This is a genomic window from Thermomonas sp. (assembly GCF_047606765.1).
Classification (GTDB): domain Bacteria; phylum Pseudomonadota; class Gammaproteobacteria; order Xanthomonadales; family Xanthomonadaceae; genus Thermomonas.
On sequence record NZ_JASGED010000092.1, the window covers coordinates 1 to 14463 of the forward strand.

General features: G+C 65.1%; 15 protein-coding genes. 10 read left to right on the plus strand and 5 right to left on the minus strand.

From position 1 onward, the window contains the following. A partial coding sequence (locus QM612_RS08795; protein ID WP_415253525.1) for a PhoH family protein occupies positions 1-670 on the plus strand: 670 nt, incomplete at its 5' end. 66 nt (positions 671-736) lie between these two features. On the opposite strand, the gene QM612_RS08800 is transcribed toward QM612_RS08795, so the two are convergent. Then, positions 737-1453 carry a hypothetical protein gene (locus QM612_RS08800; RefSeq protein ID WP_415253526.1) on the minus strand — a complete coding sequence of 239 codons (717 nt, stop codon included), beginning with the start codon at positions 1451-1453 and terminating at the stop codon, positions 737-739. A gap of 686 nt (positions 1454-2139) precedes the next feature. On the opposite strand from QM612_RS08800, the gene QM612_RS08805 reads away from it, so the two are divergent. Further along, complete coding sequence (locus QM612_RS08805) at positions 2140-2517, plus strand: hypothetical protein (protein WP_415253527.1); 378 nt, start codon at positions 2140-2142, stop codon at positions 2515-2517. A gap of 66 nt (positions 2518-2583) precedes the next feature. Here QM612_RS08805 and QM612_RS08810 read toward each other — a convergent pair whose 3' ends face one another. After that, the gene (locus tag QM612_RS08810; RefSeq protein WP_415253528.1) at positions 2584-2979 is read right to left on the minus strand and encodes a type II toxin-antitoxin system MqsA family antitoxin; all 396 of its coding nucleotides are present in this window, start codon (positions 2977-2979) and stop codon (positions 2584-2586) included. A gap of 2 nt (positions 2980-2981) precedes the next feature. Further along, complete coding sequence (locus tag QM612_RS08815) at positions 2982-3290, minus strand: type II toxin-antitoxin system MqsR family toxin (RefSeq protein WP_415253529.1); 309 nt, start codon at positions 3288-3290, stop codon at positions 2982-2984. Between the two features lie 230 nt (positions 3291-3520). Here QM612_RS08815 and QM612_RS08820 point away from each other — a divergent pair, with 230 nt between their 5' ends. From QM612_RS08820 to QM612_RS08835, 4 genes are read left to right on the plus strand one after another with little or no spacing between them, the layout of a single operon-like run. Continuing rightward, the gene (locus tag QM612_RS08820) at positions 3521-3775 is read left to right on the plus strand and encodes a helix-turn-helix domain-containing protein (protein ID WP_415253530.1); all 255 of its coding nucleotides are present in this window, start codon (positions 3521-3523) and stop codon (positions 3773-3775) included. Further along, complete coding sequence (locus tag QM612_RS08825) at positions 3775-5487, plus strand: SulP family inorganic anion transporter (RefSeq protein ID WP_415253531.1); 1713 nt, start codon at positions 3775-3777, stop codon at positions 5485-5487. Before QM612_RS08820 ends, QM612_RS08825 begins: the two co-directional genes overlap by 1 nt. A 31-nt stretch (positions 5488-5518) precedes the next feature. Further along, a complete protein-coding gene (locus tag QM612_RS08830) occupies positions 5519-6421 on the plus strand; it encodes a PfkB family carbohydrate kinase (RefSeq protein WP_415253532.1) in 903 nt (300 codons plus the stop codon). Further along, positions 6421-7260: an alpha/beta fold hydrolase gene (locus QM612_RS08835; RefSeq protein ID WP_415253533.1), complete on the plus strand. Its 840-nt coding sequence runs from the start codon at positions 6421-6423 to the stop codon at positions 7258-7260. Before QM612_RS08830 ends, QM612_RS08835 begins: the two co-directional genes overlap by 1 nt. 129 nt (positions 7261-7389) lie before the next feature. On the opposite strand, the gene fabB is transcribed toward QM612_RS08835, so the two are convergent. Both fabB and fabA read right to left on the minus strand, forming a co-directional pair. Continuing rightward, complete coding sequence (gene fabB / locus QM612_RS08840; RefSeq protein ID WP_415253534.1) at positions 7390-8601, minus strand: beta-ketoacyl-ACP synthase I; 1212 nt, start codon at positions 8599-8601, stop codon at positions 7390-7392. A 2-nt stretch (positions 8602-8603) separates the two neighbouring features. After that, positions 8604-9119 carry a 3-hydroxyacyl-[acyl-carrier-protein] dehydratase FabA gene (gene fabA / locus QM612_RS08845; RefSeq protein ID WP_415253535.1) on the minus strand — a complete coding sequence of 172 codons (516 nt, stop codon included), beginning with the start codon at positions 9117-9119 and terminating at the stop codon, positions 8604-8606. Between the two features lie 182 nt (positions 9120-9301). On the opposite strand from fabA, the gene zwf reads away from it, so the two are divergent. From zwf to glk, 4 genes are read left to right on the plus strand one after another with little or no spacing between them, the layout of a single operon-like run. Further along, the gene (gene zwf, locus QM612_RS08850) at positions 9302-10771 is read left to right on the plus strand and encodes a glucose-6-phosphate dehydrogenase (protein ID WP_415253536.1); all 1470 of its coding nucleotides are present in this window, start codon (positions 9302-9304) and stop codon (positions 10769-10771) included. Further along, on the plus strand, positions 10771-11595 hold the full coding sequence (locus QM612_RS08855; protein ID WP_415253537.1) for a 6-phosphogluconolactonase: 825 nt from the start codon (positions 10771-10773) through the stop codon (positions 11593-11595). Before zwf ends, QM612_RS08855 begins: the two co-directional genes overlap by 1 nt. Positions 11596-11599: 4 nt before the next feature. Then, positions 11600-13450: a phosphogluconate dehydratase gene (edd, locus tag QM612_RS08860; protein ID WP_415253538.1), complete on the plus strand. Its 1851-nt coding sequence runs from the start codon at positions 11600-11602 to the stop codon at positions 13448-13450. Then, positions 13447-14460, plus strand: a complete 1014-nt coding sequence (glk, locus tag QM612_RS08865; RefSeq protein ID WP_415253539.1) for a glucokinase — start codon at positions 13447-13449, stop codon at positions 14458-14460. Before edd ends, glk begins: the two co-directional genes overlap by 4 nt. Positions 14461-14463: the final 3 nt, after the last annotated feature.

A 14463-nucleotide genomic window follows, 5' to 3' on the forward strand; every position in this document is an offset into this window, starting at 1 on the left:
CCGCCACAGCCAGCATGCGGTGTGGGGCATCAATGCGCGCAACCGCGAGCAGAACTTCGCGCTCAACGCGCTGATGGACCCGGACATCGACTTCGTCACCCTGCTCGGCACCGCCGGCACCGGCAAGACCCTGCTGGCACTGGCCGCAGGTTTGGCGCAGACGATGGATGCGCAGCGCTACCGCGAAATCATCATGACCCGCGCCACCGTGAGCGTGGGCGAGGACATCGGCTTCCTGCCCGGCACCGAGGAAGAAAAGATGACCCCGTGGATGGGCGCACTGACCGACAACCTGGAAGTGCTGACCCACAATCAGGAAGGCGGCGCATGGGGCCGCGCGGCCACCAACGACCTGCTGGCATCGCGGATCAAGATCCGCTCGATGAACTTCATGCGTGGCCGCACCTTCCTGTCGCGGTATCTCATCCTCGACGAGGCGCAGAACCTCACGCCCAAGCAGATGAAAACCCTCATCACCCGCGCCGGCCCCGGCACCAAGATCGTCTGCCTTGGCAACGTCGAACAGATCGACACGCCCTACCTCACCGAAACCACCTCCGGCCTGACTTACGCGGTGGATCGCTTCAAGTCATGGGCACACAGCGCACACATCACCCTGCGCCGTGGCGAGCGCTCGCGGTTGGCGGATTACGCTTCCGAGGTGTTGTAAGTCGCCATATGTATAGTGGCCAGCACATCAGTGGGCGGGCCGCTTTGGCATGCAGCTGAAACCAACTCACCACGGCGCTGCATGGCGCAGCAGCCATGCGCCATCCGGCTGCTTCACCAGTTCATAGTGCCGCTGCGAGCTTTCACCACTTTGCTCCGATGCAAACAAAACCCGGAATCGGAACGCATTTTTCGCCTTCATCTTCCAGCCATCCACCCGTTCCACATCCAGACATTCGGATGCCGGGTGATAACGCATGCCAACATTGGCCGCGACAAAACTGAGGGATGCATCGGGTGCGCTGAAACGCCTGAGCAAGCTCTCCGGATTGCTGAAATTGCAACTGGAGATCAACAGAATCTCCAGAATCGTGTCACGCGACGCCTCGTACATGGGCCGCACCTCATCGGGCTTGCCCGGCGCGACCAGCGCATTCACCATCTGCTGCATCTGCCGTTCGCTGGGCTGCATTGTCCCTGGCATGGGAGCGGCAGTCCTCGCAGGTGCTGACTGCCCGGCCAATGTCTTGTTGGCCTTTTCCAGTCCATTGTTGATCCGTTCCAGAAAGTTCTGCGCATTCGCCGCAGGCGCGGCCACCATCAGCGTCGCAGCAATCAGGATTGCTTTCATCGATCGAGCCTCCATTTGATCCATCACTGCATGTCGCGCGCGTTCATCCAGCCTTCGCTGGTCAGCACCAGCATCGCGCTGTCGCTGCGACCGGGGCTGAGTGCCTTGCGGATTTCCGGGAACGCGGCCTGCACGTCCTCGCCCGTGGCCCATGGCTGCACCTTGTCAGGCGAATAGACGTAGGCCACCTGCGACATCGTCATGCCCATCATTGGGTTCTGGCCCGGCTCGGTGAAATGCTTCACCTCATCCACCTTGTAGCTGGTGATGCAGAAACCGCCACGGCGACCTTCCGTACGCAGTTGTTCGGCACCCATGCTGGTCAAGCCATAGGTGCGCGTACGCACCTCCTTCGTACGGTCGCCCCACCCCACTTTCCTTGTCGTCGTGCCCTCTTCGACCGACAGCAACCCGGCACTGACCAATGCATCGTATTGGGGCTGAACCCGCCGCCCAATGCCGTGTTCACCTTCAACCTCAAGTACCAGCGGGAACTTGCCTTCATACGGGAATGGCGGATGCAGCAATTCGCAACGGCCTTCGTACTCGCTCTGCTGGATCACCTTGGCGAAGCTCGCCTTTCCCGGCTTGTTGCCGCCACCGCAAGCAGCAAGAGCCAGCGCGCAAATCGCCAGCACGATCATCTGACGCATCGGATTTCCCTCCTTGTGAACCGGACAGGACGCGCACGCCCTGCACGCCTGGTTGCTCCTGCACCTCCACCAACCACGCACGAAGGCAGCACACGAACCCGGGCAAATCTAATGAACGTAATATGTTCATGTCAATGAACCCAACTGGTGAATCCCACTCAACACGCGCCAGTAAGTTGCCGTGGCATGAGCGACGAGCGCCACGACTTCTCCAAGCGACTGACGGAAGCAATGCGTGCCGCAGGCTACGAGCCACGGCCCACGGTTCTGTTTCGCCTGTTCAATGCCCGCTACCACGGGCGCTCCGTGAGCTTTCAGACGGCATCACGCTGGCTCGGGGGCCGTGCCTTGCCGGAGCAGGACAAGCTGCGTGTGCTGGCGGCATTGTTCAGCATCGACCCGCATTTGCTGCGATTCGGGGATACCGCCAACGGCGTGCGCGAGCAAAGCGCACCATATGGCATCACCGCACGCGACCGCCGGATCATCGACAGCTACCTGATGCTGCCACCCAAGCGGCGGGAGTTGGTCGGGGAACTGGTGAAAGCGCTACTGGAGCGCTGAGTCGCACAGCCAATCGTGCCGAGTCCCCGAAGAGGGATGCAAGCACAACTCGGCATCTACAAACATCTACCGCACCTCATCCAGCAATTCCGGGTGCCGCTCCAGCACCCGAAGCAGCTTCACCAGCGCCAGCGGCGGCTTGGTCTTGCCAGTTTCATAGCGTGAAAACGCATTGACACCACCGCCGAAGATTTCCGCCGCCTGCCGCTGGTCGAGGGCCAGCTTCCTGCGCACATTGGCGATGTAATCGGGATCTACAAGTGACGCATTGACTTGACGGTGGAACTCACCGATCAAGCGCATGTAGCGGTCGCCATGCTCGCGCTCCAGCACACCCTCCCCGCACACGGGGCAATAGTCCGCCGTCACCGCCGGGATCGTGGTGGTCTGGCCTTTGTAGGTATAAGGCTCGTCGCGAGTGTCGTGCACCAGTTCTGCACCACCGCACACCGGACATTTCATGCTCACAACTCCTTGAAGGAAACGATCAGCACATCATCGATAACCGTGAGTTTCAGATAGACCGCAACACCGTCCACCGTTCGTGCGTGATAAACGTCCTGCCAGACGCGATAGTCGATGTGCGTGGTCATGCTCTTGTAAAAATCGCGCGCGGTAAGTCCCATGACCACAGCGCACAGGCCAGCGTTGTCCTTGACGCCCATTTCCCGTGCATTGCTCGCAGCACGCTTCGTGGCACGCACCATGCCTGCCGCCGCCAGCGCCTTGACCCTTGAAAGCCTGCAATGCGGTGTTCGCTTTTCCATCGGCATCATAACCTTCTTGGTTAATTTGGCAAGTAGGTTATCTGGATGCTGCTTCGCCCCCTTGCCCAACCAGTCTTGCCACTTGGAAAGCCGCCGTCAGTCAGGTTGCGCCGCGATGTTCGGTCGTATTTCCCTGACGCATCGTTGATGCGTAAAACATCACTTATACGATCTGGTAATTGCCCCGGCACTTGCCACGCATGAAAATGCGGCATCCCGAACCATCAGGGGCCTGCATGATCTCCGCTACCCAACTGCGCGCCGCGCGCGCCCTGCTCGGCATCGACCAGCGCACGCTGGCTGCCATGTCGGGCGTGTCCCTGCCCACCATCCAGCGGATGGAAGCGAGCAAGGACGAGCATGTGCGCGGCGTTGTTTCCACGCTGAGCAAGATCGTGGCGGCGCTGGATGCCGCCGGCATCGAACTGATCGGCAACGGCCAGCCCAGCCAGGGCAGCGGGCGCGGCGTGCGGTTGAAGGAGCCACGCTGATGGCAACGCTGCCGCGCTTCGACCGCCGCCAGTACCTGCGGATGTTCGAGCCGAAACTGCTGACGGTGCTGCGCGAGGGTTATTCGCTGCGCACGTTCAAGGCAGATGCCGTCGCCGGGCTGACGGTGGCCATCGTTGCGCTGCCGCTGGCGATGGCGCTGGCGATTGCCTCCGGCACCACGCCCGAGAAAGGCCTGCACACGGCGATCATCGCCGGCTTCCTGATTTCGGCACTGGGCGGTTCGCGGGTGCAGATCGGCGGGCCGACGGCGGCGTTCATTCCGGTGGTGTTCGTTGTGATCCAGAAGTTCGGCTACGGCGGGCTGATCCTGTGTACGCTGCTGGCCGGGCTGATGCTGATCGCGGCCGGCCTGCTGCGGCTTGGCACGCTGATGAAATACATGCCGCAGCCGGTCATCACCGGCTTCACCGCCGGTATCGCGGTGAGCATTTTTTCTTCGCAGGTGAAGGATGCACTGGGCCTGCAAATGGACGCGGTGCCAGCAGAGTTCTTCGCGCGCTGGGCGGCTTACGGCAAGCACATCGCCACCACCCAGCCGGCGGCGCTCGCACTGACCGTGCTGGGTCTTGCGGTGATCGTGGGCCTGCGCCGATGGAAGCCGAAGTGGCCGGGCTTTTTGATCGCGCTGCTGGCCTGCACATTGGTGGCGCTCGCCTTTTCGCTGCCTGCGGAAACCATCGGCAGCCGCTTTGGTGAACTGCCCTCGGCGCTGCCGAGCTTCGACTTCCCGCGCATTCCGTTCGAGCGCACCTTCGAACTGCTGCCCAGCGCCTTCACCATCGCCTTCCTTGCCGGCGTGGAATCGCTGCTGTCGGCGGTGGTGGCCGACGGCATGACCGGCGGGCGGCACCGCTCCAACGGTGAACTCGTCGCGCAGGGCATGGCGAATGTGGGCTCGGCGCTGTTCGGCGGACTGCCAGCAACCGGCGCAATCGCACGTACCGCCACCAATATCCGCGCGGGTGGCAGCACGCCGGTGGCGGGGATGCTGCACGCCGGCTTCCTGCTGCTGTTCATGCTCGCGCTGGCACCGCTGATGCGTTACGTACCACTGGCGGCGCTGGCATCCGTGCTGCTGGTGGTGGCCTGGAACATGAGCGAATACGAACACTTTCGCACCACGCTGTCCGCGCCGATGGGCGACCGGCTGGTACTGCTGCTGACCTTCTTCCTGACCGTGCTGCTGGATTTGACCGTGGCCATCCAGGCCGGCGTGGTGCTTGCCGCCTTCGTCTTCATGTATCGCATGGCCGAAGCGGTGGAAGTGAGCAGCGGCGTGCGCCTGATCGACGACGACCTGCAACACGGCGATGCGCCGCGCGCCGCCGACCAGCGCGCCAGCCTGCCAAAAGGCGTGGAGGCCTACCAGATCGGCGGGCCGCTGTTCTTCGGCGCGGCCAACCGGCTGGACAACCTGCTCGACCAGTTCCTCGAACCGCCGAAGGTGCTGATCCTGCGCATGCGGCTGGTGCCGGTGATCGATGCCAGCGGCGTGCATGCGCTGAAGAAGCTGGCCGAACGCTGCCATCGCAAGGGCATCGTGCTGGTCGTGTCCGGCCTGCAGGAACAACCCAAGCGGGTGATTGCCGACATGCATCTCGACCAGACACCGGGCGAGTTGCACTTCGTCTCCAACTTCGAGCGCGCGGTGAAGCTGGCACGCACCATGGTGGAAGCGCCGGCAGCCTGACGATGCGCATGGCATCCGGCACAATGCCCGCATGCAGACAACTCCCATCGTTTCGGCATTGACCATCGCAGGCAGCGACTCCGGCGGCGGTGCCGGCATCCAGGCCGACCTCAAGACCTTTGCCGCGCATCGCGTACATGGCCTGTCCGCCATCGCCGCACTGACTGCGCAGCACACGCGCGGTGTGACGGCGGTGCATGTGCCGGATGTCGGTTTCCTGCGCGCGCAGATCGACGCCTGCTTCGACGACTTCACGATCGGCGCGGTGAAGATCGGCATGCTCGCCTCGGCCGAAGTCATTGATTGCGTGGCCGACGCACTTGAGGCATGGCCCCAGCGGTCGATGCAGAGCGCGCCAGGGATGGCGCGCGTCGGCGAATCGGAGCCGGACGCGCAGCCTGAGCCGCTGCATCGATCCGGGGCCATGCCGAACAGGATCGCCATTGTGCTCGACCCCGTGATGGTCGCCACCTCTGGTGCGAAATTGCTGGAGGACGATGCGCTGGACGCATTGAAGTTACGCCTGCTGCCGCTGGCTTCGATCATCACGCCGAACATCCCCGAAGCCGAATTGCTCACCGGCATGCAAATCAGCACTGCCGATCACGCGCAGACTGCCATCGACACGCTGCATGCGATGGGCGCATCCACGGTACTGCTCAAGGGCGGGCATCTGGACGAAGGCGAGCGCGTGATCGACCGTTTCGACGATGGCAGCACGCGCCTGCAAATCATCCACCCTCGCCTGCAACTCGACGGCCACGGCACCGGCTGCACGCTGGCCTCGGCGATTGCCGCCAACCTCTGCCTTGGGCTTGCGATGCCGCAGGCGGTGCAGGCCGCGACGGATTACATCGGGCGCGCGCTGCAAGGCGGCTATCGCCCGGGACGCGGCGATGTCGTGGTGCTCGACCACTTCGGCGCGGCACGCTGATGCAGGCCTTGGTACTGCCGGTCGAAACCGGCGACGGCCACCGCGCCGAACTGATCGCGCGCATTCCCGACGCACCGCACATGCGCTTGCTGTGGATGGCCGGCATGGGCCTGCCCGCACGCCACTTCATTCCCTTCGCGGAAGCACTGGCCGCGCGCGGCGTGGCGGTGTTCCTGCACGAATGGCGCGGGATCGGCTCCAGCAACCTGCGTGCGTCGCGGGCGAGCAACTGGGGCTATCGCGAATTGCTGGCCGACATGATGGCAAGCGAGGCCGTGGCCGAAGCGCATGCACCCGGCCTGCCTCGCGTGATCGGCGGGCACAGTCTTGGCGGGCAGTTGTCCTGCTGCCGGCTTGGACTGCAAGCCGATGCAGCGGACGCCGTGTGGCTGGTCGGCAGCGGCTCGCCCTATTGGCCGACGTTTCCCACGCCCACGCGCTGGTGGCTGCCGGTGGTGTATCGCTTTTTTCCGTGGCTGGCACGGCGCTGCGGCTACCTGCCGGGCCGCAGGCTGGGATTTGGCGGCAATGAAGCAGTCGGCGTGATTCAGGACTGGTCGCGCAGCGCATTGTGCGGTCGCTACGCCGCACGCGGCATCGACACCGATCTGGAAGCCGGCATGGCGCGTTTCAGCGGCGACGTGCGGCGGGTGAACTTCCGCGACGACTGGCTGGCACCTGCATCCTCAGGCCAATACCTTGCCGGCAAGCTGTGCAGCGCACAGGCGGAAACGGTGGAGTTGGATGCCGCGACACTCGGCGCAGTGGCCGACCACTATGCGTGGATGAAAGCGCCGGAGGCGGTGGCGGCGTTTCTCGCCAACAACGACAAACCGTAGATGCTGTCGTGCCGAGCAAGCTCGGCATCTACGGAATCAAGATGCACGTAGATGCGGAGCTTGCTCCGCATGATGCAGCACCGTGCCGAGCAAGCTCGGCACCTACGAAATCATGATTGCCCAACGCGATCACACCCGCGCAAACACCAGCGCCGCGTTGGTGCCACCAAAGCCAAAGCTGTTGGACATCACCGTATCCAGCTTCGCGTCGCGGCTTTCGCGCACGATCGGGAAGCCTACGGCGCGTTCGTCCAGTTGTTCGATGTTGGCGGAGCCGGCGATGAAGCCGTCGCGCATCATCAGGATGCTGTAGATCGCTTCGTGGACGCTGGCTGCGCCCAGAGAATGGCCGGACAGTGCCTTGGTCGAGGACAGCGGCGGTACGGCATCGCCAAACACTTCGCGCACGGCACCCAGTTCGGTGATGTCACCCAGCGGGGTCGAAGTGCCGTGGGTGTTGAGGTAATCGATGGGGCGATTAAGTCCTTCCAGCGCCATGCGCATGCAGCGCACCGCGCCTTCGCCGCTGGGTGCGACCATGTCCGCACCGTCGCTGGTCACGCCATAACCGACCAGTTCCGCGTGGATGCGCGCACCACGTGCGACCGCGTGATCCCAGTCTTCCAGCACCAGCATGCCGCCACCGCCGGCGATGACGAAGCCATCGCGGCTCGCATCGTAAGGACGCGAAGCAGTCGCCGGGCTTTCGTTGAAGCCGGTGGACAGCGCGCCCATCGCATCGAACATCACCGTCATCGTCCAGTCGAGGTCTTCGCCACCACCGGCGAACACGATGTCCTGTGCGCCGTGGCGGATCAGGTCAGCCGCCGCGCCGATGCAGTGCGCGGAGGTCGCGCAGGCGGCAGACAGCGAATAGCTGATGCCCCTGATCTTGAACGCGGTGGCGAGGTTGGCCGAGACCGTGGAGCACATCGTGCGCGGCACCATGTACGGGCCGACCTTGCGCACGCCGCGCTCGCGCAGGATGTCGGCGGTTTCCACCTGCCAGCGGCTGGAACCGCCGCCGGAGCCGGCGATCAGGCCGGTGCGCGGATCGCTGACTGCCGCCTCGTCCAGCCCGGCATCGGCGATGGCATCGCGCATCGCCACATAGCTGTAGGCGGCGGCATCGCTCATGAAGCGGCGCAGCTTGCGGTCGATGACGGCATCCAGATCCATGTCCACCGCGCCGCCCACCTGGCTGCGCAGGCCGCGCTCGGCGTGGTCGGGCAGGAAGCGGGTGCCGGCGCGCCCGGCGCGCAGCGATGCGGAAACGGTGTCCAGCTCATTGCCGAGGCAGGAGGCGATCCCCATGCCGGTGATGGCGATGCGACGGGTCATGCTCAGAAGTCCTGGGTGGAAGTGAACAGGCCCACGCGCAGATCCGTGGCCGAGTAGATCTCGCGGCCATCGACCAGCATGCGCCCGTCACCCTGCGCCATCACCAGCTTGCGGTTGATGACACGGTTGATGTCGATTTCGTAAGTGACCAGCTTCGCCGTGGGCAGCACCTGCCCGGTGAACTTGACCTCGCTGCAGCCCAATGCACGGCCACGGCCTGGCGCACCCAGCCAGGTCAGGTAGAAGCCGACCAGTTGCCACATCGCATCCAGCCCAAGGCAGCCGGGCATCACCGGGTCGCCGATGAAATGGCACTGGAAGAACCAGAGATCGGGATGGATGTCGAGCTCGGCACGGATCAGCCCTTTGCCGTGGCTGCCGCCGTTGTCATTGATTTCCACGATGCGGTCGAACATCAGCATCGGATCGTTGGGCAAACGTGCATCGCTGGAAGCGAACAGTTCGCCCCGAGCGCTGGCATGCAACTGCACGCGGGTGAACGATGAAGCGCGGGTCATGGACTGGCCCAAGGAGAAGTGAAAGCCGATTCTAAGCACGACAGCCACGACATACCTACACGTATGTCCTGAATGGACATGCGCCGACATGAGCAAGTGACGTTCCGGAATCGCATCGAAGGCAGCAAAGACAACGTTGTCGTATTAAGCTTGCGGGATTGCACACTGCCGGAATCGATCTCGTGACGCATGCCGCGCCCGCCTCGCTGCTGACCATTTTCGGCGCCACTGGCGACCTCGCCCGGCGCATGCTGCTGCCCTCGCTGTACAGCCTGCAGGCCGAACACCTGCTGCCGCCCGGTATGCGCATCCTCGGCACCGCGCGCAGCACGCTTGATCGCGACGCTTTCGCCAACATGGTGGCCGCAAGCGTGGCCGAGCGCATTCCCGGTGCGGAACACAACGAAGCCGCCCTGCGCGGCCTGCTGGAACGGCTGGACTATCAAGCCGCCAGCGCGGACGACGATGCTTCGATGGCAGCACTTGCCGCGAAGGTGGAAGCATTGCGCAATGGCGACGTGCTCTATCACATGAGCACCGCGCCGCGTTTCTACGGCCCGGCCTGCCAGGCGCTGGCCGCACATGGTGTTGCGGGCGCCGGCACCCGCGTGATGCTGGAGAAGCCGATCGGCAAGGATCTGGCGTCCTCGATTGCCATCAATGACAGCGTTGCCATGGCCTTCGACGAGGAGCGCATCTACCGCACCGACCATTACCTCGGCAAGGAAGGCGTGCAGAACCTGATCGCGCTGCGCTTCGGCAACGTGATGTTCGAACCGCTGTGGAACGCGCGCCATATCGAGCAGGTGCAGATCACCGTGGGCGAAACCGTCGGCGTGGAAGGCCGTGGCGATTACTACGACGAATCCGGCGCGATGCGCGACATGCTGCAGAACCACCTGCTGCAACTGCTGTGCCTGGTGGCGATGGAGCCGCCTGCGCGCTTCGACCCCAGCGCCGTGCGCAACGAGAAGATCAAGGTGCTGCGCTCGCTGCGCCCGATTGGCCGCGAACAGGTCGCCAGCGAATCGGTGGCCGGCCAGTACACGGCAGGCGCGATTGATGGCGTGGCGGTGCCCGGCTATGCCGACGAGCTGGGCCGCGCCAGCCGCACCGAAACCTTCGTCGCCCTGCGCGCGCACGTGGACAACTGGCGCTGGTCCGGCGTGCCGTTCTACCTGCGCACCGGCAAGCGCCTGCCCTCGCGCAGCACCGAGATCTACATCCAGTTCCGCAAGGTGCCGTATTCGATCTTCGGCGGCCACGCGGCGGCGGACATGCAGCCCAATGGTTTGCTCATCAAGCTGCAACCGGAGGAGCGCATCGAACTGCACCTGATGGCAAAGACGCCGGGGCTGGACCGCCACGGCCTGCGCCTGTCGCAGGTCGGGCTGGATCTGGATTTCCACGAGGAGTTCGCCAACCAGCGCAAGCGCATCGCCTACGAACGCCTGTATCTGGACGCCATCGAAGGCAACGGCACACTGTTCGTGCGCCGTGACGAAACCGAAGCCGCATGGCAGTGGGTCGATGCCATCGCCGACGGCTGGCGCAATGCCGGCATCGTGCCCAAGCCCTACCCCGCAGGCACCTGGGGCCCGGCGGCGGCACTGTCACTGGCCGAGCGCCACGGCCACAGCTGGCGCGAATGATGGGCTGGATCGAACACGATCATGCCGATACCGGCGCGCTGGTCGCGCAGGTTTCCGCCGCGTTCGAAACCGCCTGCCGCAGCGCCATCCGCGAGCGCGGGCAAACGTGGCTGGCATTGGCCGGTGGTCGCACGCCGCTACCGGTGTATGCGCATCTGGCACATGCCGGGCTGGATGGCGTGGTCAGCGCCATTCCCACCGATGAACGCTGCGTGCCGCATGACCATGCCGCCTGCAACCTGCGCAACCTGCGCGATGCGTTTGATCGTCATTCCCGCGAAGGCGGGAATCCATGGACGTTGGATCTTCAAAAAGCAAAGTCCTTGGATTCCCGCCTTCGCGGGAATGACGAGCTGGAACTTCGCGGGAATGACGACAAGGGCTATGTCCAACAGCCTCGCACCAACATCATCGTCAACGCGATCACCCGCGAAGATGGCGATGTCGAAGCCTCGCTGGCGCAGGCACGTGCGCTGCTGGCACTGAACCCGCAACCCTTCGACGCCGTGCTGCTGGGCATGGGCGCGGACGGCCACTTCGCCTCGCTGTTCCCCGGCGCGGCCAATCTTGCCGAAGGCCTTGCGCAGGACAGCGGCCTTGATGCCATCGCCACCCTGCCCGACCCGCTGCCGCCGGAAGCGCCGTTCGCGCGGATCAGCCTGACCTTGCCGCGCCTGCTGCGCGCGCGCGACATCCATCTGGTCGTCACCGGCGAGGACAAGCGCCGTATCCTGCGTGACGTGCAGCGTGATGCCGCAGCGCCCTATCCGGTCGCCGCGCTGCTGCACGCCGGCCCGCAAATCCACATCCACTGGAGTCCGTAGCCAGATGCCCCTGCATCCCGCCATCGAACGTGTCACCGCCCGCATCGCAGGGCGCAGCAGCAAACTGCGCAGCGACTATCTGGCACGGATGGATGCAGCGCGCGAAGCCGGCCCGGCCCGGCGCGAACTGAGTTGCGGCAACCTGGCCCATGGCTTTGCCGCTTCGGGCATCGACAAGCCGATGCTGCGTGACGGCGCGGGCGGCAACATCGGGATAGTGACGGCCTACAACGACATGCTCTCGGCGCACCAGCCGATGGAGCAGTACCCCAGTCTGATCCGCATGGCCGCGCGCAATGCCGGCGGCAGTGCGCAGGTGGCAGGCGGCGTGCCGGCGATGTGCGATGGCGTGACCCAGGGCCGCGCCGGCATGGAGTTGTCGCTGTTCTCGCGCGATGCGATTGCACTTGCCACGGCGGTATCGCTGTCGCACGACATGTTCGACGCCGTGCTCTGCCTTGGCGTGTGCGACAAGATCGTGCCGGGGCTGCTGATCGGCGCACTGAGCTACGGCCACCTGCCCACCCTCTTCGTGCCGGCGGGGCCGATGCCTTCCGGCATCCCCAACAAGCAGAAGGCCGAGGTGCGGCAGCGCTACGCGCTGGGCCAGGCCACGCGCGAGGAACTGCTGGAGGCCGAAGCCGCGTCCTATCACTCGGCCGGCACCTGCACTTTCTACGGCACCGCTAATTCCAACCAGATGCTGATGGAAGTGATGGGCCTGCACATGCCGGGCAGCGCCTTCGTGCCACCGAACACGCCGCTGCGCGATGCGCTGACCGTCGCCGCCGCCGAGCAAGCGCTGCGCATCACCGCGCTGGGCAACGGCTATCGTCCGCTGGCGCGCACCGTCGATGAAAAAGCCATCGTCAATGCCATGGCCGGGCTGGCCGCAACCGGCGGCTCCACCAACCACGCGCTGCATCTGGTCGCCATCGCGCGCGCGGCGGGCATCGTCATCGACTGGACGGATCTGGACGAAGTCTCGCGCGCAACGCCGCTGCTGGCGCGCGTATATCCGAATGGTTCTGCCGACGTGAATCATTTCGAAGCCGCAGGCGGGCTTGGCCTGGTCATCAACGAACTGCTGGATGCCGGCCTGCTGCACGAAGACATCGCCTGCGTGCATGGCGGCAACCTGCGCCAGCAGGCAAAACAGCCGTGGCTGGAAGATGGCCTGAAGCTGGGCTGGCGCGATGCACCCGCACGCCCACTGGACGATGCGGTGGTGCGCACCGCCGCTGCACCGTTCGACAGCGAAGGTGGCCTGCGCTGCCTGCAAGGCAATCTGGGCCGCGCGGTCGCCAAGATTTCCGCCGTCGCGCCGGAGTTCCGCAGGCATGAAGCACCGGCGCGCATCTTCGAATCACAGGATGCGCTGCTGGCCGCGTTCAAGGCTGGCGAACTGGACAAGCGCGATGGCTTCGACGGTGACTTCATCGCAGTCGTGCGCGGCCAGGGCCCACGCGCCAACGGCATGCCGGAACTGCACAAGCTCACGCCAACACTTGCCGCCTTGCAGGATCGCGGCCAGCGCGTCGCCCTGCTCACCGACGGGCGCATGTCCGGCGCTTCGGGCAAGGTGCTGGCGGCGATCCACGTCACCCCGGAAGCAGCAGATGCCGGCGCGCTGGCCAAGCTGCGCGAAGGCGACATGATCCGCATCGACGCCGATGCCGGCACCATGGACGCACTGGTCGATGCCGCCGAATGGAACGCGCGCGACGCGGTGAAGCCCGCGCTTGCCGGCAATCGCACGGGCCACGGGCGCGAATTGTTCGGCCTGATGCGCAAACAAGTGGGCTCCGCCGAACAGGGTGCGTGTTCACTGTTCATTGATGAGGATGCGGCATGAGCGACACCCTTGCACTGGTCGGCGACATCGGCGGCACCAATGCGCGCTTCGCGCTGACCGACCTGGCATCGCCCAATATCGAGCTCATGGAATCGAAGTCGCTGCCGAACGCCGACTTCGCCAGCATGCAGCACGCCATCGAACACTACCTGTCCGGCGTCAGCGGCAAACCCACGCGCGCCGCGCTGGCGGTGGCCTGCCCGGTGGGCACGGATGAAATCCGCCTGACCAACCGCGCGTGGTCATTCAGCCGCAGCGAACTGCAACGCACGCTGGGCCTGTCCGAACTGCGCATGCTCAACGACTTCGGCGCGGTGGCATGGGCCATTCCCGCGCTGGATGCCGAACACATGGTCACCCTGCACGGTACGCTGGAACAGCCGCTGCGCGGCCCGATCAGCGTACTCGGCCCCGGCACCGGCCTTGGCGTTGCGCTGCTGGTCGGCTCGCAACAGCACGGTTGGCATGCGGTGGAAACCGAAGGCGGGCATGTCGGCTTCTCGCCCGTCGGCGACGAGGAACGCGCGATCGCGGCATGGCTCACCACGCAGCACGGGCGCACCTCCACCGAACGCCTGCTGTGCGGCAAGGGGCTTTCGGAAATCGATCTTGTCCTGCGCGGCGCAGCGCCCGTCGTGCCCGGCGTCCACCTGCTGCCCGGCGAAAGCAGCCTGCTGCACCCGCCGCAACTGCGCGATCCGGCGGAGATCGTCGCTGCGGCGCTGGAAGGCCATGACCACGCCGCACGCCGCACGCTGGCACGCTTCTGCTCGGTGCTGGGCAGCGTGGCCGGCGACTGCGCACTGATCCACGGCGCACGCACCGTGGTGATCGCCGGCGGCATCATCCCGCGCTTCATTCCGTTCCTGCGCGCCAGCGCCTTCCGCGAGCGCTTCCTCGCCAAGGGCCGCATGGCAGCGCTGCTGGAATCGGTGCCGATCCACGTCATCACCCACCCCCACCCCGGCCTGCTCGGTGCGGCCACCGCCCTGCGCGCCAAGGACCTGTAAGCC